General features: G+C 70.0%; 21 protein-coding genes. 15 read left to right on the top strand and 6 right to left on the bottom strand.

Annotated features, from left to right (window positions below):
• Positions 1-4 precede the first annotated feature (4 nt).
• Positions 5-547, top strand: coding sequence for a TetR/AcrR family transcriptional regulator (locus ACZ7PG_RS46525; RefSeq protein WP_470245622.1), 543 nt, complete (start codon positions 5-7; stop codon positions 545-547).
• A 37-nt stretch (positions 548-584) separates the two neighbouring features.
• Here ACZ7PG_RS46525 and ACZ7PG_RS46520 read toward each other — a convergent pair whose 3' ends face one another.
• From ACZ7PG_RS46520 to ACZ7PG_RS46505, 4 genes are all read right to left on the bottom strand, one after another.
• On the bottom strand, positions 585-1,367 hold the full coding sequence (locus ACZ7PG_RS46520; protein ID WP_470245621.1) for an ABC transporter permease: 783 nt from the start codon (positions 1,365-1,367) through the stop codon (positions 585-587).
• Positions 1,364-2,278, bottom strand: coding sequence for an ATP-binding cassette domain-containing protein (locus ACZ7PG_RS46515; RefSeq protein WP_470245620.1), 915 nt, complete (start codon positions 2,276-2,278; stop codon positions 1,364-1,366). Before ACZ7PG_RS46515 ends, ACZ7PG_RS46520 begins: the two co-directional genes overlap by 4 nt.
• A 79-nt stretch (positions 2,279-2,357) precedes the next feature.
• Positions 2,358-5,039, bottom strand: a complete 2,682-nt coding sequence (locus ACZ7PG_RS46510; protein ID WP_470245619.1) for an ATP-dependent RNA helicase — start codon at positions 5,037-5,039, stop codon at positions 2,358-2,360.
• Positions 5,036-5,866 (bottom strand): glutamate ABC transporter substrate-binding protein, encoded by an 831-nt coding sequence (locus ACZ7PG_RS46505; protein ID WP_470245618.1) that lies wholly within the window; start codon positions 5,864-5,866, stop codon positions 5,036-5,038. The genes ACZ7PG_RS46510 and ACZ7PG_RS46505 overlap by 4 nt, the downstream gene beginning before the upstream one ends.
• Positions 5,867-5,933: 67 nt before the next feature.
• Here ACZ7PG_RS46505 and ACZ7PG_RS46500 point away from each other — a divergent pair, with 67 nt between their 5' ends.
• From ACZ7PG_RS46500 to ACZ7PG_RS46475, 6 genes are all read left to right on the top strand, one after another.
• The gene (locus ACZ7PG_RS46500) at positions 5,934-6,461 is read left to right on the top strand and encodes a MauE/DoxX family redox-associated membrane protein (RefSeq protein WP_470245617.1); all 528 of its coding nucleotides are present in this window, start codon (positions 5,934-5,936) and stop codon (positions 6,459-6,461) included.
• 72 nt (positions 6,462-6,533) lie between these two features.
• Positions 6,534-7,271 (top strand): DsbA family protein, encoded by a 738-nt coding sequence (locus ACZ7PG_RS46495; RefSeq protein ID WP_470245616.1) that lies wholly within the window; start codon positions 6,534-6,536, stop codon positions 7,269-7,271.
• A gap of 110 nt (positions 7,272-7,381) precedes the next feature.
• The gene (locus tag ACZ7PG_RS46490; RefSeq protein ID WP_470245615.1) at positions 7,382-7,720 is read left to right on the top strand and encodes a hypothetical protein; all 339 of its coding nucleotides are present in this window, start codon (positions 7,382-7,384) and stop codon (positions 7,718-7,720) included.
• Entirely contained in the window at positions 7,717-8,850 is a 1,134-nt protein-coding gene (locus tag ACZ7PG_RS46485) for a C40 family peptidase (protein ID WP_470245614.1), read from the top strand. Before ACZ7PG_RS46490 ends, ACZ7PG_RS46485 begins: the two co-directional genes overlap by 4 nt.
• A gap of 9 nt (positions 8,851-8,859) precedes the next feature.
• Positions 8,860-9,240, top strand: coding sequence for a YbaB/EbfC family DNA-binding protein (locus tag ACZ7PG_RS46480; RefSeq protein WP_470245613.1), 381 nt, complete (start codon positions 8,860-8,862; stop codon positions 9,238-9,240).
• Positions 9,241-9,246: 6 nt separating this feature from the next.
• Positions 9,247-9,744 (top strand): YbaB/EbfC family nucleoid-associated protein, encoded by a 498-nt coding sequence (locus ACZ7PG_RS46475; protein WP_470245612.1) that lies wholly within the window; start codon positions 9,247-9,249, stop codon positions 9,742-9,744.
• Here the strand turns inward: ACZ7PG_RS46475 and ACZ7PG_RS46470 are convergent.
• Both ACZ7PG_RS46470 and ACZ7PG_RS46465 read right to left on the bottom strand, forming a co-directional pair.
• Positions 9,741-10,586 carry an alpha/beta fold hydrolase gene (locus ACZ7PG_RS46470; protein WP_470245611.1) on the bottom strand — a complete coding sequence of 282 codons (846 nt, stop codon included), beginning with the start codon at positions 10,584-10,586 and terminating at the stop codon, positions 9,741-9,743. The two genes, ACZ7PG_RS46475 and ACZ7PG_RS46470, sit on opposite strands and share 4 nt — an antisense overlap.
• 14 nt (positions 10,587-10,600) lie before the next feature.
• Entirely contained in the window at positions 10,601-11,092 is a 492-nt protein-coding gene (locus ACZ7PG_RS46465) for a mycothiol transferase (protein ID WP_470245610.1), read from the bottom strand.
• 154 nt (positions 11,093-11,246) lie between these two features.
• On the opposite strand from ACZ7PG_RS46465, the gene ACZ7PG_RS46460 reads away from it, so the two are divergent.
• The 8 genes from ACZ7PG_RS46460 to ACZ7PG_RS46425 all read left to right on the top strand — a co-directional run bounded on the left by ACZ7PG_RS46460 (position 11,247) and on the right by ACZ7PG_RS46425 (position 20,286).
• A complete protein-coding gene (locus tag ACZ7PG_RS46460; protein ID WP_470245609.1) occupies positions 11,247-13,073 on the top strand; it encodes a glycoside hydrolase family 3 protein in 1,827 nt (608 codons plus the stop codon).
• A gap of 32 nt (positions 13,074-13,105) precedes the next feature.
• Positions 13,106-14,386 carry a ThuA domain-containing protein gene (locus ACZ7PG_RS46455; RefSeq protein ID WP_470245608.1) on the top strand — a complete coding sequence of 427 codons (1,281 nt, stop codon included), beginning with the start codon at positions 13,106-13,108 and terminating at the stop codon, positions 14,384-14,386.
• A gap of 67 nt (positions 14,387-14,453) precedes the next feature.
• Positions 14,454-15,761, top strand: a complete 1,308-nt coding sequence (locus ACZ7PG_RS46450; RefSeq protein ID WP_470245607.1) for a family 1 glycosylhydrolase — start codon at positions 14,454-14,456, stop codon at positions 15,759-15,761.
• Between the two features lie 71 nt (positions 15,762-15,832).
• Positions 15,833-17,017, top strand: a complete 1,185-nt coding sequence (locus ACZ7PG_RS46445; protein WP_470245606.1) for a lipid-transfer protein — start codon at positions 15,833-15,835, stop codon at positions 17,015-17,017.
• An 8-nt stretch (positions 17,018-17,025) separates the two neighbouring features.
• Positions 17,026-17,457, top strand: a complete 432-nt coding sequence (locus ACZ7PG_RS46440; protein ID WP_470245605.1) for a type II toxin-antitoxin system Rv0910 family toxin — start codon at positions 17,026-17,028, stop codon at positions 17,455-17,457.
• Positions 17,454-18,275: a MaoC/PaaZ C-terminal domain-containing protein gene (locus ACZ7PG_RS46435; RefSeq protein WP_470245604.1), complete on the top strand. Its 822-nt coding sequence runs from the start codon at positions 17,454-17,456 to the stop codon at positions 18,273-18,275. Before ACZ7PG_RS46440 ends, ACZ7PG_RS46435 begins: the two co-directional genes overlap by 4 nt.
• Positions 18,275-19,111 carry an SDR family oxidoreductase gene (locus ACZ7PG_RS46430; RefSeq protein ID WP_470245603.1) on the top strand — a complete coding sequence of 279 codons (837 nt, stop codon included), beginning with the start codon at positions 18,275-18,277 and terminating at the stop codon, positions 19,109-19,111. Before ACZ7PG_RS46435 ends, ACZ7PG_RS46430 begins: the two co-directional genes overlap by 1 nt.
• The gene (locus ACZ7PG_RS46425; protein ID WP_470245602.1) at positions 19,108-20,286 is read left to right on the top strand and encodes an acyl-CoA dehydrogenase family protein; all 1,179 of its coding nucleotides are present in this window, start codon (positions 19,108-19,110) and stop codon (positions 20,284-20,286) included. Before ACZ7PG_RS46430 ends, ACZ7PG_RS46425 begins: the two co-directional genes overlap by 4 nt.
• Positions 20,287-20,404: the final 118 nt, after the last annotated feature.

Genomic DNA, 20,404 nt, shown 5'->3' with positions numbered 1-20,404 from the left:
TAGAGTGCTCCTTGTGGAGCGGCTTTCGGTGATCGGCGACGCGGCGATCGAGGTGATCGCGGCGGAGGGCATGCGCGGGCTGACGCACCGCGCGGTCGACCGTGCGGCGGGGTTGCCGGTGGGTTCGACGTCCTACTACGCGCGCACCCGGGCGGCGTTGCTGTCGTTGACGTTCGCGCGGATCGTCGAGCTGGACCAGGCGCCGGCGCCGTCGGCGGGGCTGGCGGAGTCGATCGCGGGGTACGTGGCCGACGCGCTGGGCCCGGGCCGGACCCGGATGCTGGCGCGCTACGAGTTCGCCCTGGAGGCGACCCGGCGTCCGGAGCTGCGCGCGGAGTACGACTCGGGCGGAGCGTTGATCCGCCGGCTGGCCACGGAAGCCCTGGCGGCGGCGGGGTCGTCCGACCCGCCCCGGCACGCGGCGTTGGTCGTCGACTGGATGGACGGCACGATCTTCGGCGCGTTGGCCGGGGCTTCGGACGCGCCGTCCCGGGAGTCGCTGGTGGTGAGCGCGCGGGAGATCCTGGCGGGTATCGGAATCGGCTGAGACCGGCCCTCGGGGGGAGGGCCGGTCTCCTCTGCGGTCAAGCGTCGCGGCGGCGCACCACCGCTGTTCCCGCCAGTAGCGCCGCCCCGGCCCAGGCCGCGCAGATCAGCAACCCCACCCACGGCGCGTACGGCGCCGGTGCCATCGTGATCGGGTTCGGCTGCCCCGCCTCGACCATCGCGTTCACCCCCGCGATGCCCGGGAAGTACGAGATCAGCTCCGGCAGCCCCAGCGACGCCACGATCAGCGGCAGCGGCACCAGCAGCACGATCACCGTCACCAGCGTCCCGGCCGCGCTGCGCAGCGCCCAGCCGACGCCCGTGCAGAGCAGCCCCAGGAGGGCGAAGTACCCGCCCATGCCGAATGCCGTCGTGAAGCCGCCTTCGAGGGTGGTCGGCAGGCCGTGGCCGTCCTTCACCGCTCCCGCCAGCGCCATGCCCGCGCAGGAAAGGACCACGCCGTAAGCGAACAGCACCGGTAGGAGGATCGCCGCCTTGGCGAGCACGACCCGCTCGCGGACCGGCGTCCACAGCAGCGTCGACCGGATGCCGCCGCCGGCGTACTCGCTCGTGACGAACAGCGTCGCGAGCGCGATCACCGCGAACTGCGTCAGGTAGAAGCCGCCGCCGAGGGCGATGGTGTTGGCCGCCTGGGGGTCGTCGTCGAAGTGCTGGGCGATCCCGGACAGGGTGCTGTAGCCCAGCATCAGCGCGGCCCCCGCGATCAGGCACCACCACGTCGCCCGGACCGACCAGAACTTCGTCCACTCCGCGGCCACCGCGCCGGGCAGGCCGCCGCCGCGCACTTCGGTCGTGGTCATGCCGACACCCCGTATTCCACCGAAGAAGCGGTCAGTTCCATGTACGCCTGCTCGAGCGACGCCGTCCGTTCGGCGAGCCCGTGGACGCGGATTCCCAGCTCGTGCACCAGATCGCCGACGCGGGTGACGTCGACGCCGTCCACCACCAGCTCGTCCGGCTCACCGGGGTGCGTCAGCCCGCCCTCGGCGCGCAGCCGCGCGTCGAGCTTCGAGCGTTCACCGTCGGCCGGGACGCGCACCGAGACCGTCGTGCGCGAGTTGCCCGCGATGAACTCGGCGACCGGCGCGTCGGCCAGCAGCTTGCCCTTGCCGATCACGATCAGGTGGTCGGCGGTCAGCTGCATCTCGCTCATCAGGTGGCTGGAGACGAACACCGTCCGCCCCTCGGCGGCCAGCGAGCGCATCAGCTGCCGGACCCAGCGGACGCCGTCCGGGTCGAGGCCGTTGACCGGCTCGTCGAACATCAGGACGCCGGGGTCGCCGAGCAGGGCGCCCGCGATCCCGAGCCGCTGGCCCATGCCGAGCGAGAACTGCCCGGCCCGCTTGCCCGCGACGTCCGTGAGCCCGACGGTCGCGAGCACCTCTTCGACGCGGCTCGTCGCGATGCCGTTGCTGCGCGCCATGGCGGTGAGGTGCTTCCCGGCGCTGCGGCCGGGGTGCAGCGCTTTGGCGTCGAGCAGCGCGCCGACCTCGCGCAGCGGGTGCCGCAGCTCGGCGTACCGCTTGCCGCCGACCAGGACCTCGCCGGCCTGAGGGTGGTCGAGCCCGACGGTCATCCGCATGGTCGTCGACTTCCCGGCGCCGTTGGGGCCGAGGAAGCCGGTCACCTGGCCCTGGGCGACGTCGCAGGTGAGCGCGTTGACGACGGTCTTTTCCCCGTAGCGTTTCGTGAGTCCCCTGAGTGTGATCATGACCTCAGTCTGGGATTTCCGGGTACACCGGGACATCGGCCGACGGTCGCGACCGGCCCCCGACTTTCGTCAGGCTTTGTCAGGTACGGCGGCGGGTGTGGCGGGTCGGCGCGGCCGTCGTGGGGTCTTCCGGCCAGGGGTGCTTCGGGTAGCGGCCGCGCAGGTCGGCGCGGACGGCGGGGTAGCCGGTGGTCCAGAAGCTCGCGAGGTCCGCGGTGATCGCGGCCGGGCGGCCGGCGGGGGAGAGCAGGTGCAGGACCACCGGGACGCCGGCGACGGTCGGGGTTTCGTTCCAGCCGAACGTTTCCTGCAGCTTGACTGCGAGCACGGGCTGGTCGCCTTTGTAGTCGACGCGGATGTGTGAGCCGCTCGGGACTTCCAGCCGGTCCGGGGCCAGATCGTCCAGTTTGGACGCTTCTGGCCAGGGTAGGAGGGCTTTGAGGGCGGTGCCCGCGTTGATGGTGGCGAGGTCGGACTTGCGGCGGGCTGTGGAGAGGTCGAGCCATCTGTCTACATCGGACAGCAGGGCTTGGTCGTCGACCGCCGGCCACGGCTCGCCTCGCACCCGGTGCAGGAAGGCCATCCGTTCGCGCAGGCGGGTCGCGTCTTGGCTCCACTTGAGGAGGCCTAGGCCGTTCTCGCGGAGGCCGGTGACGAGGGCGTCGTGGACGTCGGGGTTCTTGAGTGGCTTCTCCGACAGGATGATCGCGCCGAGCTTGCGGACCCGCCGGGCGACGACATCGCCGTCCCAGGTGACTTCGTCCACTTCGGACACGGGGCCGACGCGGGTGGCGAGGGTTTCGTCGGCGGCCGCGGCGAGGCGGATGGTGCCGTGGACGCGGCCGGGGTCGCGGGTCGCTTCGGCGATGGCCAGCCATTCGGCGTCGAGCCCGCTGCCGGGCGGGAGTTCGGCGGCGGTGCCGCCGGCCATGAGGTAGACGGGTGCGCCACCGGGCCGTCGCCGAGCGAGCCGTTCGGGATGCGCGAGCGCGACTACCAGCGCGGGATCCGGTCGGCGGGCGCCGCTCGCGCGGCTGCCGCTTGCGGGAGAACGATCGGTCGGTGCCCGGCCGAAGGTGGTTTCGGTCTTGCCGGTGGGAGAACGATCGGTCGGTGCCCGGCCGAAGGTGGTTTCGGTCTTGCCGGTGGGAGAACGATCGGTTGGTGCCTGGGCAGCGTCGGGTTCGTTCTTGCTACTGGGAGAACGATCGGTCGGTGCTCGGCCGGGGGCGGGTTCGTTCTTGGCGGCGAGAGAACGATCGGTCGGTACCTGATCGGGTTCGGTCTTGGCCGCGGCAGAACGACCGGTCACTCCCTGCCGGGCCTGGCGGTCCGCGACCAGACCCTCCAGCCGCCGGGCGTCCCGCTTCCAGCGTCGCGAACCTTCGTCGTTCGATGCGCGCAGGCGGCGTAGCTCCGCCTCCACGTCCGTCAGCGTCGCGCCCGCATCCAACAACGCCACCACCTCGGCCGCGTTCCGAGCCCCCACAGCTTCCGCCCCGTCGAGGAGCGCCCGAGCCAACCGCGGATGCAGCCCCAACTCCGCCATCCGCCGCCCGCGCGGGGTGACCACGCCGTCCGAAGTCGCCCCCAACGTCGCCAGCAACGCCCGTCCCGCCGCCAGTGCGCCCTCGCCCGGCGGGTCCCACCACGCCAGCCCGCTGCCATCCGGTGTCGACCAGCACGCCAGCTCCAAAGCGAGCCGGGCCAGCTCGGCCGTCCTGATCTCCGGCTCCGGGTACGCCGGGAGCAACGCCTGCTCATGCGACGCCCAGCACCGGTACGCCCGCCCCGGCCCCTCACGACCCGCGCGCCCGGAGCGCTGCGTGGCCACCGCCGCCGAAACCCGCACCGTCGCCAAGCCCGGCAAACCGCGCCGGTGATCGACCCGCGGCACCCGCGCCAGCCCCGAATCCACCACCGCGCGCACGCCCGGCACCGTCAAGCTCGACTCCGCCACCGCCGTCGCCAGCACGACGCGCCGCCGTGAACGCGGCCGCAGTGCGTCGTCCTGGTGTGCCGCCGAAAGCCTTCCATGGAGCGGCAAGACGTCCGCGCCCGACGACGACAGCATCCCCGACGTCCGCGCGATCTCGCCCGCGCCGGGGAGGAACGCGAGCACGTCACCGTCCCCTGAGGACAGTGCCGTCCGCACCGCCCTGGCGACGCAGGCCTCCACCCGCTCACCCCGCGCGGGCGGAACGTACGAGAACGAAACGGGAAACGTCGGCGCCGTCGCCGTGATCACCGGGGCGTCGCCCAGGAGCGTGGCGAGGCGCCCGGCGGCCACCGTCGCCGACGTCGCCAGCAAGCGCAGGTCGTCACGCAGCCCCGCGCGGACGTCGAGCAGCAACGCCAGCAGCAGGTCCGCGTCCAGATGGCGCTCGTGGCACTCGTCCAGCAGCACCGTCGACACCCCGGGCAGCTCCGGATCGCCCTGCACGCGCCGCACCAGCAGGCCCGACGTCACGACCTCGACCCGCGTCCGCGACGACACCTTCCGGTCGCCGCGGACGGCGTACCCCACCGTCTCGCCGACCGGTTCACCCAAGAGAGCGGCCATCCGTGCGGCAGCGGCACGAGCAGCCAAGCGACGCGGCTCGGCGACGACAACCCGGCCACCGGCGGAAGCCAGCGCCAGCGGCACCAGCGTCGTTTTCCCCGTCCCGGGCGGCGCGACGAGCACCGCGGTGCCGTGCGCGTCCAACGCCGAAAGAACGTCGGGCAGAACCGCACGAACCGGCAGATCAGGCAGCTTCACTTCTCGGTGACCTCGGGAGGGGACGGCAGCTGGTACCCGGACGGCCCGATGTTCGCGTTGAGCGAGCGCAGCCATTCGCCGGAGGAGATCATCTTGCGGATCGCGTCGTCGACCGCGCTCACGCCCTGGGTGTCGCCCTTGCGCAGGCCGACGCCGTAGCTCTCCTTCGAGAACGCCTTCCCGACCACCTTCAGCAGCTCGGGATCACGCGTCACGTAACCGGCGAGGATCACCCCGTCGGTGGTCATCGCGTCGATCTGGCCGGCCAGCAGCGCCGTCACGCAGTCGGGGTACCTGGGGTACTCGACCAGCTGCACGGCCTGCGCGAACTTGTCCTTGACCTGCTGCGCCGGCGTCGAACCGGTGACCGAGCACAGGCGGCGCCCGTTCAGCGTCTCCGGCCCCGTGATGTCCGGTGACGTGCGCCGCACCAGCAGGTCCTGACCGGTCGTGAAGTACGGCCCGGCGAACGCCACCTGCTGCTTGCGCTTGTCGGTGATCGAGTAGGTCGCGACGACCAGGTCGACCGCGCCGGAGGTGAGGTCCGTCTCGCGCGTCGCGGACGTCGTCTCGCGCCACGTGATGTCCTTCGCCGCGACCCCGAGCTCCGATGCGACGAAAGTAGCGACGTCGACGTCGAACCCGACGAATCTCCCGTCGATCGTGCGCTCGGAAAGGCCCGGCGCGTCGAACCGGATGCCGATGGTCAGGTGATCCGTGGCACTGGCGCGGGTCACCAGCGAGTCGGTCGGGGAGACCTTGCCCGGCCCGCAGGCCGCCACCGTGACCAGCAGCAACACCGAGCCGAGGAGCGTGCGCCACCGCATCGCGCCCCTCCCTCCACCGCCGCCGTGCCCTCACGTAGTTCTCAGGTCCTCCCGTTAGCCTAAGTGCGTGGTGCGACCGTCCCAACCCGTACTGGACGCCGTCGGCACGCTCGCCCGGGTCGGGCTGGCGGCCGTCTGGCTCGTTTCCGGTGCGTTCAAGCTGGCGGATCCGGGTCAGACGCTGATCGCCGTGAAGGCGTACGACGTGCTGCCGGACGCACTCGCGAACGTGGTGGCCATCGCGCTGCCGCTCGTCGAGCTCGTGCTCGGGCTGTTCCTGCTCGCCGGCCTGGCGACCCGCTGGGTGGCCGGCGCCGCGCTGGTGCTGCTGCTCGTGCTCATCGCCGGCATCGCCCAGTCGTGGGCGCGTGGGCTGAGCATCGACTGCGGGTGCTTCGGCGGCGGTGGCCAGGTGGCGGCGGGGCAGACCGAATACCCGCAGGAAATCCTCCGCGACTCCGGTTTCGCGCTGCTGGCCGGCTGGCTGCTGGCGCGGCCGCGCACGTGGCTGTCGCTCGACGGGTGGCTCGCGCGAGGTCGCGGGAACTCTGACGTACCCGAGCCCGACTACTCGGGTATCGCGGAAGGGAACTGATACACAGTGGGTGGAGCTGAGCGGACCGCTCGGAAGCGTCGTCAGGCCGCACAGGCCGGGGGAGCGAAGGCGGTGGCCCAGGCCAGGGGCGCATCGACCGACAAGCGGAAGTGGATCATCGGGATCGCCGCCGTGGTCGTCGTGGCCGCGCTGGTGATCGGCGGCGTGATCTGGACGATCTCGGACAAGAACAAGACCGGCGGCCAGGTCATCGACCCCGGGAAGAGTTCGCTGGCCGGCGACGTCACGCAGAAGCGCGACGGCGTGGTCGTCACGGTCGGCAAGGCGGGTGCGAAGGCCACGATCGACGTCTACGCCGACTTCCTCTGCCCGATCTGCGGCCAGTTCGAGAAGACCTACAAGGCCGGCGTCGAGCAGGCGATCAACGACGGCAAGCTGCAGGTGCGCTACCACATGGTGCCGCTGCTCAACGACCGTTCCGACCCGCCCGGCTACTCGCTCGACTCGGCGAACGCGGCGCTGGCCGCGGCCGACGCCGGCAAGTTCCTCCAGTTCCACGACGCGCTGTTCGCGAACCAGCCCGAAGAGGGCAAGCGCGGCTACGACAAGGCGCAGCTGATCAAGCTCGGCCAGGACGTCGGCATCACCGACCCGGCGTTCTCGCAGACGATCAACGCCGGCACGTACGACCAGCAGGTCAACGACGCTTTCCAGCAGATCGAAAAAGACCCGAAGCTGGCGCAGGACTTCGGCAACGGGCAGAGCGGCTTCGGCACGCCGACGGTCACGGCGAACGGCGCGATCGTCAACTGGCAGGACCCGAGCTGGCTCACGACGGTCACCGGCTGAGTCCGGGCAATTCGCCCACTCGGGGACGGACCGTGGACTAGGCTCAATCCCGCAGCAAGGGAACCGGGGGTCTCGCGCGCACGTCGCACTCCCGGTGACAGGGAGGGCCAGTGGACGGTTCGCATCAGGGGTTTCACGTCGACGACGGCGCGTACGCGCGGTACGCCCGTGAGGTCGATCCGCTCGGCGACGACGTCAAGGGGGCGGCCGACCAGCACGTCGGCCCGCACGTGACGCTCGGCGGCCACGGCTTCTCCGAGATGGGCGGCGAGTCCGGCTTCTCCGGCGCCTACAGCGGCCGGATGCGCGCGCTGCAGGAGCGGATGCACCGCGTCGGCGGCGGCTGGCGGCAGGTCGGCGACGCCGCCCGGCAGACCGACCGCAACTACGCGGCGGTCGAGGGCGAGCACGGCGACGTCGTCCGGCGGCTCGGCGGCGACCTCTCGTGACCGAGCACCACACCGACCAGCTCGTCCGGCACAGCCTGGACACCACGAACCAGTTCGCGGACAAGCTCCGCCACGACCCGGCCGCGATCGGCGGCGCGCGGGACGCGCACGTCGCGCTGCAGACGTCGGTGGGGCGCACCCGCGACACCGCGTCCGACCAGCGCGTCAACCTCGCTTCTGCCAGCTCCGGCTCGACGACCGACCGCGCCACCGCGACGTCGAAGAGCCTGGAGCAGGAGGTCCAGGACCTCCTCGACGAGAGCGCCGAGATCGAGAAGGCCGTCGCCGAGGCGGCCGAGACGCTGAACCTGGGCGAGATCAAGAACGACCAGGTCCGCGACCAGATCATCAAGGAGATCTCGGCGTCGATGAAGGCGCTGGCGGCGGTGAAGTCCATCCAGCCGCCGGAAAGCCGCGCCGCCGCGTCGCGCGACATCCTGATGAAGTTGCAGACGAAGATCGGCCAGCTCACCGGCCAGGCCGCGACCTTCAGCGAGCAGACGATCAACCAGCTCACCGACATCGGGACGCGGTTGGGCGGCGGCGAAGAGCAAACGACGTCGGCGAGCAGCGCGTCCTCGACGAAGGTGGGCTCCTCCTTCAACAGCAACAGCGGCTATTCCGGGGGCTCCGACGGCGGAGGCGGCGGCGGTGGGGGAGGCGGCGGTGGCGGTGGTGGCGGCGCCGTGTCCAAGCCGCGGCTGCCGGTCGCGATCCCGCCGCAGCCCGGCTCCGGCGTCGCGATCAACCTGCCCGGCGGCAAGCAGGTCATGGCGCCCAACGAGACCGCGGCGAAAGCCGTGCGCAACGCGCTTTCGCAGCTCGGCGTGCCGTACGTCTGGGGTGGCACCGCGCGCGGCCAGGGCCTCGACTGCAGTGGCCTGACCATGACGTCGTACCAGGACGCGGGGCTGCAGCTGCCGCGGACGGCGAAGATGCAGACGGTCGGGGCCGAGGTGCCCTCGATCGACCAGCTGCTGCCCGGTGACCTGGTCGTCTGGTCCGGGCACGTGGCGATGGTGATCGGCGACGGCCAGATGATCGAGGCCGGCGACCCGGTGCAGATCAGCAAGATCCGCACCACGAACGCGGGGCAGTCGTTCATCGGCTTCTACCGCCCGACGGGGTAACTTCGCATCGTGGCTGACTTCGACATCGACCTGGCTTCTTCGCGGATCGCCGAGCAGGCGGACCGCGCGGGGGCCGAGGCGTCCGCGCGCTTCGAGCGGTCGGGCCCGGTGGTGGGCAAGGCGTCGTCCCCGGACAGCACCATCGAGGTCCAGGTCGCGCCCGGCGGGCTGCTGACGGGGCTGACGATCCACCGATCGGCGCTGCGGCACGGGTCTTCGGTCATCGCCGACCAGATCCTCGAGCTGGCCCAGCGCGCGACCCGCCGCGCGGGCGACAAGATGTACCACGCGCTGGCGCCGGTGGTGGACGCGTCGCAGCTGGAAGTCCTGGGTTACGAACCGATCCCGGACGACGACCCGGACGCCGACACCTACTCGTACGGAAGGTGAGCGCCGGTGGTCACGACACGTGAGCTGATTTCCCAGGCCCGGGCCCGCGAAGAGGCGATGGCGCGCGTCGACGAGCTGCTGGCGTCGGCGTCCGGCACGGCCCACGACCTCGACGGCCAGGTGGAGGCGACGGTCGACGGCCGCGGCAAGCTGCTGCGGCTGTGGCTGGCGCCGTCGGCGGTGAACCTGGGCGAGAGCCTGGGGCCGCTGGTCGTGGAGATCGCCCGGGCGGCCATGCGCGAGGCGACCCAGGACGGCTACAACAAGGTCGCTTTGCTGCTGGGCGAAGACATGACGTACATGATCGAGCAGATGACGGGCATGCCGGCGCCCGCCCGAGCCGAGGACGACGACCCGGGGATGACGGTCGAGGAGTTCCAGCGGCTGCGGGCGGAGCGGCTCGGTGCGGCGCCGCCGGAATCACCCGAACCGGTGACGAGCGCCGAGGACGAAGACGCGTACTGGGACTCCTTCGACCCGGCTTCCTTGCGCTCGGACCGCTAAGCCAGCTCGCCGACCAGCGCGACGACCTCGTCGAGGTGCGCCGGCGTGGTCAGGTGGCCCATGCCGGGGAACACCCGGACGTCGGCGCCGAGTGTGCGACGCGCCGCCGGGGTCAGGCGGCGCGGGGGAAGGAACCGGTCGTGTTCCCCGACTCCGATGACGCACGGCTGTCCGGCGCGGCGAGCCAGGAGCGTGGCGGGCAGCGGCGGCGGGGCCAGCGTCGTGTGGCAACTGGCCGCCACCAGCGTCATCCACTCGACCTCCGCCGCCGGTGGTTCCTCGCCGGGGCCGACGAACAACCGCAGCATCCGGCGGGTGTTCGCCGTGGTCGGACGCAGCAACCAGCGCGTCGAAGCCAGTGCCAGGCGCGGATCCACGCTCAGCCGGATGATCCCGGCGGGGGAGACCAGCGCCCGGGCCGCGACGCGGGGTGAGCCGGCGGCCAGGACGACGGCGGCGCCCAGCGAGTTGCCCACCAGCACGACGTCTTCGGCGGCCATCGCCGTCAGGACCTCGTCCAGCACCCGGCCGTACCAGGCCGAGCGCGACCGCCGAGAGCGGCGCGGGTCGCTGAGGCCGGGCTGGCCGGGCAGGTCGACGACCGTCGTCGGCCACCGGGCCGACAACGCCCGCAGCCACGGCAGTGCCACGGCCGCGTTGAAGCCCGTTCCGGGGACCAGGACGACCCGCGCCGGTCCGGTGCCGGCCGACGTCAGCTCGACGCGGCCGGCGGTGGTGGTCACCGTCCGGCCGGTGATCGGGAAGTCCGCGCGGGACAGCGTTTCCGTGCACCATCGCCGCACTTCGCGCTGCCCGCGCGGGTTCTTGTAGACGGCCGGCATCGGGCCAGTGTCGCTCAGTTCAGCTGGGCGGTCGAGTTCGCGCCGTCCAAGGCCTCTCGGATGATGTCCGCGTGACCGGCGTGCTGAGCCGTCTCGTGGATCAGGTGCAGCACGATCCGGCGGGCCGACCAGAACTGCGGCTCCGGCGGTGACCACGGGGTCATCGGCAGCTGGACCTCGACGTCCAGCGACGGCAGCGACCGCACGTATGCGTCCGTCGCGGCAGCCGCCGACGAATACTCCGAAACCCAGTGCGACAGCGTCTCGCTCATCGAGTACTGCGCCGTGTCCAGCATGCCGTCCGGGAGCGAGCCGTCCGCGGACTTCAGCACCTGGAGCCACATGCGCTCGCCCGTCGCGAGGTGGCGGATCAGCCCGCCCAGGGTCAGCTCGCTGACCGTCGTGCGCTTCGCCGCTTCGGCGTCCGAAATGTCCCGGACCGGGATCAGCAAGCGCTTCCGCACTTCCGCCAGCATGCCCAGAAAGTCTTCGTGTTCGCGAGTCATGAGAAGACCGTAGAACCAAATTAGGTCAGTACATGGCCGCAATCCACAATCCCGCTGAGCGGCACCCGAGTTCGGTCAGAGGTCTGGACCAACGCCAAAAGGCTGTGTCTTAATTCAAGGCGTGAATTTCGGTCTCTCGACGAGGAGGACCCGGATGGGTCTCGGACGCAGACTGGGCATTGGCGCGGTGGTACTGGGGCTGCTGGTGGCGTCGGAAACCCCCGCCCTCGCCGGAAACGGCCCGGCCTACAAGGATTCCCGGCGCCCGGTGAAGGTCCGGGTCGCCGACCTGATGTCCCGGATGACCCTCGACGACAAGCTCGGCCAGATGATGCAGGCCGAGCGCCTCGGCGTGAAGTCCCCGGCCGACGTCACCACCGGCAGGCTCGGCTCGCTGCTCTCCGGCGGCAGCTCGCAGCCGACGCCCAACACGCCCGTCACCTGGGCCGACATGTACGACGGCTTCCAGAAGGCCGCCCTCGCCACGCCGCTGGGCATCCCGCTGATCTACGGCGTCGACGCGGTCCACGGCCACAACGGCCTCTACGGCGCCACCGTCTTCCCGCACAACATCGGCCTCGGCGCGACGCGCGACCCGCGGCTGGTCGAGAAGATCGGCCGCGCCACCGCGGAAGAGGTCTCCGGCACCGGCATCGACTGGGACTTCGCGCCCTGCCTGTGCGTCGCGCGCAACGACCGTTGGGGCCGCACCTACGAGTCCTTCGGCGAGGTCCCGCAGCTGGCCACCGAGATGACGTCGATCATCACCGGCCTGCAGGGGACCAGGCTGGACCGGCCTGGTTCGGTCCTCGCCACCGCCAAGCACTACGTCGGCGACGGCGGCACCACCGGCGGCGTCAACGAAGGCAACACCGAGATCAGCGAGCAGGAGCTGCGCCAGATCCACCTGCCGCCGTTCAAGGCCGCCGTCCAGCGCGGGGTCGGCTCGGTGATGATCTCCTACAGCAGCTGGAACAGCGTGAAGCTGCACGCGAACTCCTACCTGATCAACGACGTCCTGAAGAAGGAGCTCGGCTTCCAGGGCATCGTCGTCTCGGACTACAACGGCGTCGACAAGATCGACGGCAAGACCGGCTTCACCCCCGAAGAGGTCGAGGCGTCGATCAACGCGGGCATCGACATGGTGATGGTGCCGTTCGAGTGGCAGAAGTTCATCGACACGCTGCGCACGCTGGTGCAAGAGGGCCGCGTGCCGATGTCGCGGATCGACGACGCGAACAAGCGCATCCTGACGAAGAAGTTCGAGCTCGGCCTGTTCGAGCACCCGCTCACCGACCGGAAGTTCATGAAAACCATCGGCAGCAAGGAACACCGCGACCTGGCGCGTCAAGCCGTCCGCGAGTCCCAGGTGCTGCTGAAGAACGACAACCACGTGCTGCCGCTTTCGAAGCGCGAGAAGATCTTCGTGGCCGGCAAGAACGCGGACGACATCGGCAACCAGTCCGGCGGCTGGACGGTCGGCTGGCAGGGCACCAGCGGCCCGGTCATCCCCGGCACCACGATCCTGCAGGGCATCACGAGCAACTCGAAGAAGGTCACCTACGCCAAGGACGGCACAGGGATCGACCAAAGCTACGACGTCGCCGTGGCGGTCGTGGGGGAGACGCCGTACGCCGAAGGCAAGGGCGACCGTCCACAAGGGATGGGACTGGACGCCACCGACCTCGCCACGCTGCAGAAGCTGAAGGACTCCGGCGTGCCGACGGTGGTCGTGCTCGTGTCCGGGCGCCCGCTCGACATCGCGGCGCAGCTGCCGGACTGGGCCGGGCTGGTCGAGTCGTGGCTGCCGGGCAGCGAAGGCCAGGGCGTCGCCGACGTCCTCTTCGGCGACTACAACCCGAGCGGCAAGCTGCCGGTGACGTGGATGCGCAGCGCCGACCAGCAGCCCATCAACGCCGGCGACGGCAAGCCCGCGCTGTTCCCCTTCGGCTACGGCCTGCACTACTCGCGCCACTGGTGACCGTTTCCCCGCCCCCACCGGAAGGAACACGCATGTCGTCAAGATCCCGCCGCCCCCTGATCCGGATATTGGCGTTCTTCGCCGCCTGCCTGGGTCTCACCCTGGGTGCCCCGGCCGTGCAGGCCGCGACGCCGTTCAAGGTGCTCGCGTTCTACAGCGGCACCTACGACGCCGCGCACATCAGCTTCGAGAAGGAGGCCAACGTCTGGTTCCCGCAGCAGGCGGGCGCCAACGGCTTCACCTACACCTCGACGACCAACTGGAACCAGCTGACCACCATCACGCCCAGCCAGTACCAGGTCGTCCTGTTCCTCGACGACCAGCCGCAGTCGCAGGCGCAGTTCCAGGGCTTCCAGCGGTACATGCAGGCGGGCGGCGGCTTCTACGGCTTCCACGTCACGGCCTACAACGACAGCTCGACGCCGTCGTACGCCAACTGGTTCCACAACGACTTCCTCGGCACCGGCCGCTTCACGACGAACACGTGGGGCCCGACGCCGGAGACGCTGAAGATCGAGAACCGCACGCACCCGTCGACGGTGAACCTGCCGGCGACGATCAAGTCCTCGACGTCCGAGTGGTACGCCTGGCAGAACGACCTGCGCCAGAACAGCAACATCACCATCCTGGCGTCGATGGACCAGTCCACGTTCCCGATCGGCACCGACCCGAGCCAGACCTGGAACAGCGGGTACTACCCGATCTCGTGGACGAACAAGAACTACAAGATGATCTACTCGAACTTCGGCCACAACGCGATGAACTACGAGACGAACACCGCGCTGTCGTCGACGTTCGAGAGCGCCGACCAGAACCGGTTCCTGCTGGACGGCCTGAAGTGGCTCGGTGGCGGCGGCACGACCACCCCGCCGCCGGACGGCACGATCGACCCGTCGGCCTGGTACGCCGTGGCGAACAAGGCGTCCGGCAAGTGCGTCGACGCGCGGGCGGCCGGCAGCACCAACGGCACCGTGATCCAGCAGTACACCTGCAACGGCACGACGGCCCAGCAGTACCAGTTCGCCGCGACCAGCGGCGGCTTCGACCGGATCAACAACCGCACCAACCCGGCCGAGGTCATCGACGTCACGAACGTGGCGACGACGGACAACGCCGGCCTGCAGCTGTGGTCCTACAGCGGCGGCGACAACCAGCAGTGGCAGCCGGTGTCGGAGGGCAGCGGGTACTACCACTTCGTCGCCCGCCACAGCGGCAAGTGCCTGGCCGTGCCGGGAGCGTCCACCGCGGACAGCGTCCAGCTGGTCCAGACGACCTGTGACGGCAGCGCCGCTCAGTCGTTCAAGGTCGCCTAGGGGATGCGCCACGGCCCCTCTTCGGCTAACATGAATGACCTTCACGTTGGCTGAGGAGGGTGCCGTGGTGCGCCGGAACCGAGCGATCGTCGTCGTCCTGGCCCTGCTGGCGGGCATCCTCGCCGGCGTGGCTCCCGCCGTCGCCTCCCAGCCGTTCTTCTGGGGCGTGGCGACCTCGGGGTACCAAGCCGAGGGCTCCGCGCCCGACAGCAACTGGCGCCGCTACGAGCAGGCGAAGACGTCGTCGATCAAGGAGCCCTACCTCCAGTCCGTCGACTTCCGGCACCACTACGCCGAGGACATCGACCGCGCGAAGCAGCTCGGCGTGAACGTCTTCCGCTTCAGCGTCGAGTGGGCCCGGATCGAGCCGCGGCCCGGTCAGGTCGACCAGGCCGAGCTGGCCTACTACGACGACGTCGTCCGGGACGTCGTGGCCGCCGGGATGCGGCCGATGATCACCCTCGACCACTGGGTCTACCCCGGCTGGGTCGCCGACCAGGGTGGCTGGGACTCCGACCGCACCGTCGACGCCTGGCTCGTCAACGCCCACCGCGTCGTCGACCGCTACAAGGGGCTCGGCGCGATCTGGATCACGATCAACGAGCCGACCGTCTACCTGCAGAACGAGACCGCCAACGGCGGGCTCGCCGGCTGGAAGCTACCGTGGGCGCAGGCACGGCTGGTGAAGGTGCACCGCGCGGCCTACGACCTGATCCACCAGCTGGACCCGGGCGCACTCGTGTCCAGCAACACGGCCTACATCCCCGCCGCGCAAGGCATCCTGGACGCGTCGTTCCTCGACCAGGTGCGCGACAAGCTCGACTTCGCCGGCCTCGACTACTACTACGGCGCGAGCCTCGACAACCTCAGCGCGATCCACGCGGCGAGCGGTGAGTTCTGGAAGGTGACGCCGCAGCCGGACGGCATCTACTACGCGCTGCGGTACTACGCGCGGAAGTTCCCGAACCTGCCCCTGTACGTCGTCGAGAACGGGATGCCGACCGACAACGGCAACGCGCGTCCCGACGGCTACACGCGCTCGGACCACCTGCGTGACCACATCTACTGGGTGCAGCGCGCGAAGGCCGACGGCATGAACGTCATCGGCTACAACTACTGGAGCCTCACGGACAACTACGAGTGGGGCAGCTACCAGCCGCGGTTCGGACTGTACACAGTGGACGCCCGCTCGGACGCCACGCTGACGCGCCGGCCGACCGACGCCGTCGCGGCGTACCGCCAGCTGATCGTGGGCCACGGCGTCCCGGCGGGCTACACGCCGGTGCGGCCGCCGGGGTTCTGCTCGGTCGTCGACGGCCTCGGCAGCTGCCTCGACCCGGCTCGCTACCCGGGCCCGGTGGCCCCGCTGGGCTGATTTTGTGCCACTGACCTGCGGGTCTGTGGTCCGCTCTTGATAAATACATGCCGGTCTGTATGTTTGTTGCCATGACGAACAGGGTGTACGTCGTCGGCGTCGGGATGACGAAGTTCGAGAAGCCCGGGCGGCGCGAGAACTGGGACTACCCGCAGATGGCGCGCGAGTCCGGCACGAACGCGCTCGAGGACGCGGGGCTCGGCTACGACGCCGTCCAGCAGGCGTACGTCGGGTACGTCTACGGCGAGTCGACGTCCGGGCAGCGCGCCGTCTACGAGCTGGGGATGACCGGGATCCCGGTGGTCAACGTCAACAACAACTGCTCGACCGGCTCGACGGCGCTGTACCTGGCCGCGGAGGCGATCCGCGGCGGGCGCGCGGACTGCGTGCTGGCGCTGGGCTTCGAGAAGATGAAGCCGGGCTCGCTCGGGTCGACCTACGACGACCGCGAACAGCCGATGGGCAACCACCTGCAGGCGCTCGCCGAGATCTCCGAGGTGCTGTTCCCGCCCGCGCCGTGGATGTTCGGCGCCGCCGGCCGCGAGCACATGAAGAAGTACGGCACGACCGCCGAGCACTTCGCGAAGATCGGCGAGAAGAACCACCGGCACTCGGTGAACAACCCGTACGCGCAGTTCCAGGACGTCTACACGCTCGACGACATCCTCGCGTCGAGGATGATCTACGACCCGCTGACCAAGCTGCAGTGCTCGCCGACGTCGGACGGCTCCGGCGCGGCGATCCTGGCGAGTGAGGCCTTCGTGGAGACGAACGGGCTGGCCGAGCGGGCCGTCGAGATCGTCGGCCAGGCGCTGACCACCGACTTCCGCAGCACCTTCGACGGCAGCGCGAAGAACATCGTCGGCTACGACATGACCCGGCAAGCCGCGATCCAGGTGTACGAGCAGGCCGGGCTCGGACCGGCCGACTTCCAGGTAGTCGAGCTGCACGACTGCTTCTCCGCCAACGAACTCCTGACGTACGAAGCGCTCGGGCTCTGCGAAGAGGGCGAAGGCGGGACGCTCGTCGACTCCGGCGACACGACGTACGGCGGCCGGTGGGTCGTGAACCCGTCCGGCGGGCTCATCTCGAAGGGCCACCCGCTCGGCGCGACCGGGCTCGCCCAGTGCGCCGAACTGACCTGGCAGCTGCGCGGCGACGCCGAAAAGCGGCAGGTGCCGGACGTGCGGGCCGCGTTGCAGCACAACATCGGACTCGGTGGCGCCGCCGTCGTCACCGCCTACCAGCGAGCTTAGGAGCAACCGTGGGTCAGATCAGCGCGTCCGTCGAACTGCCCGCCGCGCCGGACAAGGTGTGGGCGGAGTTCTCCAACCCGAACAACTTCGAGAAGTGGCTGACCATCCACACCAAGTGGAAGGGCGACGTCCCGGCGGAGTTCTCGCAGGGCTCCCAGGTGTCCGAGGTCGTCACGATGCTCGGCATGGCGAACACGATCACCTGGACCGTCGACGCCTATGAAGCGCCCTCGCGGCTGGTCATCTCCGGAACCGGGATGGCGGGGGTGAAGATCCGGTTCTCGCTGTCGGTGGCGGCGGCCGGTGCGGGGTCGGCCGCCACCATCGAGGCGGAGTTCACCGGCCAGATGATCGTCGGCGCGCTCGGCAAGGCCGTCGAGAAGGACGGCAAGAAGAACCTCGACGAGTCCCTCGAGAAGTTCAAGGCACTGGTCGCATGAAGTTCGACCCCGCCGGCCTGGACAAGTGGACGGAGCCGGTGTCGTTCGACGTCACGCGCGAGCGGCTGGCCGAGTACGCGGCGGCGACCAACGACCCGATCCCGGCCCACCGCGCCGGCGACGTCGCGAGCCCGGTGTTCGCGATCGTGCCGGTGTTCCAGTCGCTGCTGGAGCCGGCCCTGGAGGTGGTGCCGACGTCGCTGTTCGGGCGGGTGCTGCACGGTGAGCAGGACTTCCGGTTCCACCGCCCGATCCGGCCCGGCGATTCTCTCGTGTCGCGCGCCAAGATGACCGGCTACGAAGGACTGCCGAAGGGCACTCGGGCGACGGTCTACCTGGAGTGTCGCGCTTCGGATGGTTCGTTGGTGAACGAGCAGTACGTGACGTTCTTCGTGCGGGGCTTCGACACCGGTGAGAAGCGCGGCACGCTCGGGCCGTCCCACCGCTCTTCGCGTTCCGGTGCGCCGATCGCGAAGGTGAGCCAGCACGTCGACGACGACCAGACGTTCCGCTACGGCCCGGCCGCCGGCGACCCGATGCCGATCCACCTCGACGACGAGGTCGCTCGGGCGGCGGGTCTGCCGGGGATCATCGCGCACGGGCTGTGCACCATGGCGTTCACGTCGTGGGCGGTGCTGACCGAGGTCGCCGAGTCCTCTGTGGACAGACTGCGGCGGCTGGCCGTGCGGTTCGCGTCGCCCGTGCTGCCGGGGCAGGACCTGTCGACGTCGATCTGGGCGGCGGGTCCCGGCTCGTACGCCTTCGAAACCACGGTAGGGGACACACTCGTGATCAAAGACGGACTGGCGGAGCTGTGATGGGGTCACTCGATGGGCGGGTCGCGCTGATCAGCGGTGCGGGCCGGGGAATCGGGCGTGAGCACGCACTTTTGTTCGCTCGCGAGGGCGCTTCGGTGGTGGTCAACGACATCGAGCCGGACCCCGCGGTGGTCGCGGAGATCCGCTCGTTCGGCGGTTCGGTCGTGGCGAACACGTCGGACGTGGCGTCGTGGCGGGGCGCGTCGGAGCTGGTCGACCAGGCGGTGGCGGAGTTCGGCCGGCTGGACGTGGTGGTGAACAACGCGGGCATCCTGCGCGACGCGTTCGTCGCGAGCATCACCGAAGAGCAGTGGGACGAGGTGATCGCGGTCCACCTGAAGGGCCACGCGGCGGTGCTGCACCACGCGGCGGCGTACTGGAAGTCGGCGTCGAAGGCGGGTGCCCAGCCGGCGGCGTCGGTGATCAACACGGCCTCGGCGTCCGGCGTGACCCTGCCGAACGCGGGCCAGCTCAACTACGGCGCGGCCAAGGCGGGCATCGCGGCGATGACGTTGGTGGCGGCGGCGGAACTGGAGCGTTACGGGGTGCGCGTCAACGCGATCGCCCCGATCGCCCGCACGCGCCTGACGCTGGCGACCCCGGGAATGGGCGCGATCTTCGCGGAACCGGTGGCGGAAGGCGAGTTCGACGCGTTCTCCCCGGCGAACATCTCCCCGCTGGTGGCGTACTTGGCTTCGGCGAAGTGTCCGCTGACGGGCAAGGTGTTCGCGGTCCAGGGCGGCGCGATCTCGGAGCTGGGCGGCTGGCACGACGTCAAGCTGATCGAGACCGAGGGCGCGTGGGAGATCGACGACATCGCGGCGAGGCTGCCGTGATCGAGTGGTCCGAGACCGACCTGCTGATCCGCGACTCGATCCGGGAGTTCATCGCGAAGGAGATCCGGCCGGTCCTGGATCCCCTGGAAAGCGGTGAGCTGCCGCCGTACGACATCATCCGGAAGCTATTCAAGGCGTTCGGGCTGGACGTGCTCGCGCGGGAATCGGTCGCCAAGCTGTTGTCGCCATCGGGCTCTTCGGGCTCTTCGTCGATGGGTGGTCAGGAAACGCTGGCCTTGGTGGCGATCAGCGAGCTGGCCGGCGTGAGCCTCGGAATCGTGGCGTCGCTGGGCGTGTCGCTGGGGCTGACGGCGGCGACGATCCTGTCGAAGGGATCGTTGGAGCAGAAGAAGCGCTGGCTACCGGAGCTGGCGACGTTCGAGAAGATCGGCGCGTGGGCGATCACCGAGCCGGACTCGGGCTCGGACGCGTTCGGCGGCATGCAGACTTCCGTGCGGCGCGACGGTGACTCGTATGTGCTGAACGGCCGGAAGACGTTCATCACGAACGGCCCGCACGCGGACGTCGTGGTGGTGTACGCGAAGCTGGACGACGGGTCGCCGGTGCGGGACCGCCCGGTGCTGACGTTCGTGCTGGACCGCGGGATGCCGGGGTTCGTGCAGGGCAAGCCGTTCAAGAAGATGGGGATGATGTCCTCCCCGACCGGCGAACTGTTCTTCGACGACGTGCGTCTCGGTGAGGACCGGCTGCTGTCGTCGTCGGGTTCCGAGAGTGCGCCGGAGAGTTTCGCGGCCGAGCGCGTCGGCGTGGCGGCGTTGTCGCTGGGGATCATCAACGAGTGTCAGCGGCTGTGCATCGAGTATGCGAAGAGCCGTCGGTTGTGGGGCCAGGAGATCGGCCGCTTCCAGCTGATCCAGCTCAAGCTGGCGAAGATGGAGGTGGCGCGGCTGAACGTCCAGAACATGGTGTTCCAGACGGTGGCCAAGTTGCGAGCGGGGAAGCGCCCTTCGCTGGCGGAGGCATCGGCGATGAAGCTGTACTCGTCCGAGGCCGCGACGGAGGTGGCGATGGAGGCGGTGCAGCTGTTCGGGGGGAACGGGTACATGGCGGAGTACCGGGTGGAGCAGCTGGCCCGGGACGCGAAGTCGTTGATGATCTACGCGGGCAGCAACGAGATCCAGGTGACGCACATCGCGAAGGCACTGCTGGCCTGAGTGGTCGTGGGGGGGGAAAAAGGTTTTCACACCGTTTTCCCCCCCCCACCTTCCGTCGCGCTTGAGTGGGTGGGCCCCCCCGTCCGGGACCTGGTGGGGGTTGTCCCAAACTTCTTGG

Source organism: Amycolatopsis sp. NPDC114504, assembly GCF_055633595.1.
Note: the sequence above shows the minus strand (reverse complement) of the source record. Positions and strands in the feature narration are given on the sequence as shown.

Bases quoted from the DNA above. Each gene is read 5' to 3' on its own strand.
- ACZ7PG_RS46520 (WP_470245621.1), bottom strand. From the start codon at position 1,367: ATGACCACGACCGAAGTGCGCGGCGGCGGCCTGCCCGGCGCGGTGGCC.
- ACZ7PG_RS46515 (WP_470245620.1), bottom strand. From the start codon at position 2,278: ATGATCACACTCAGGGGACTCACGAAACGCTACGGGGAAAAGACCGTC.
- ACZ7PG_RS46505 (WP_470245618.1), bottom strand. From the start codon at position 5,866: ATGCGGTGGCGCACGCTCCTCGGCTCGGTGTTGCTGCTGGTCACGGTG.
- ACZ7PG_RS46470 (WP_470245611.1), bottom strand. From the start codon at position 10,586: ATGCCGGCCGTCTACAAGAACCCGCGCGGGCAGCGCGAAGTGCGGCGA.
- ACZ7PG_RS46465 (WP_470245610.1), bottom strand. From the start codon at position 11,092: ATGACTCGCGAACACGAAGACTTTCTGGGCATGCTGGCGGAAGTGCGG.
- ACZ7PG_RS46460 (WP_470245609.1), top strand. From the start codon at position 11,247: ATGGGTCTCGGACGCAGACTGGGCATTGGCGCGGTGGTACTGGGGCTG.
- ACZ7PG_RS46455 (WP_470245608.1), top strand. From the start codon at position 13,106: ATGTCGTCAAGATCCCGCCGCCCCCTGATCCGGATATTGGCGTTCTTC.
- ACZ7PG_RS46445 (WP_470245606.1), top strand. From the start codon at position 15,833: ATGACGAACAGGGTGTACGTCGTCGGCGTCGGGATGACGAAGTTCGAG.
- ACZ7PG_RS46435 (WP_470245604.1), top strand. From the start codon at position 17,454: ATGAAGTTCGACCCCGCCGGCCTGGACAAGTGGACGGAGCCGGTGTCG.
- ACZ7PG_RS46430 (WP_470245603.1), top strand. From the start codon at position 18,275: ATGGGGTCACTCGATGGGCGGGTCGCGCTGATCAGCGGTGCGGGCCGG.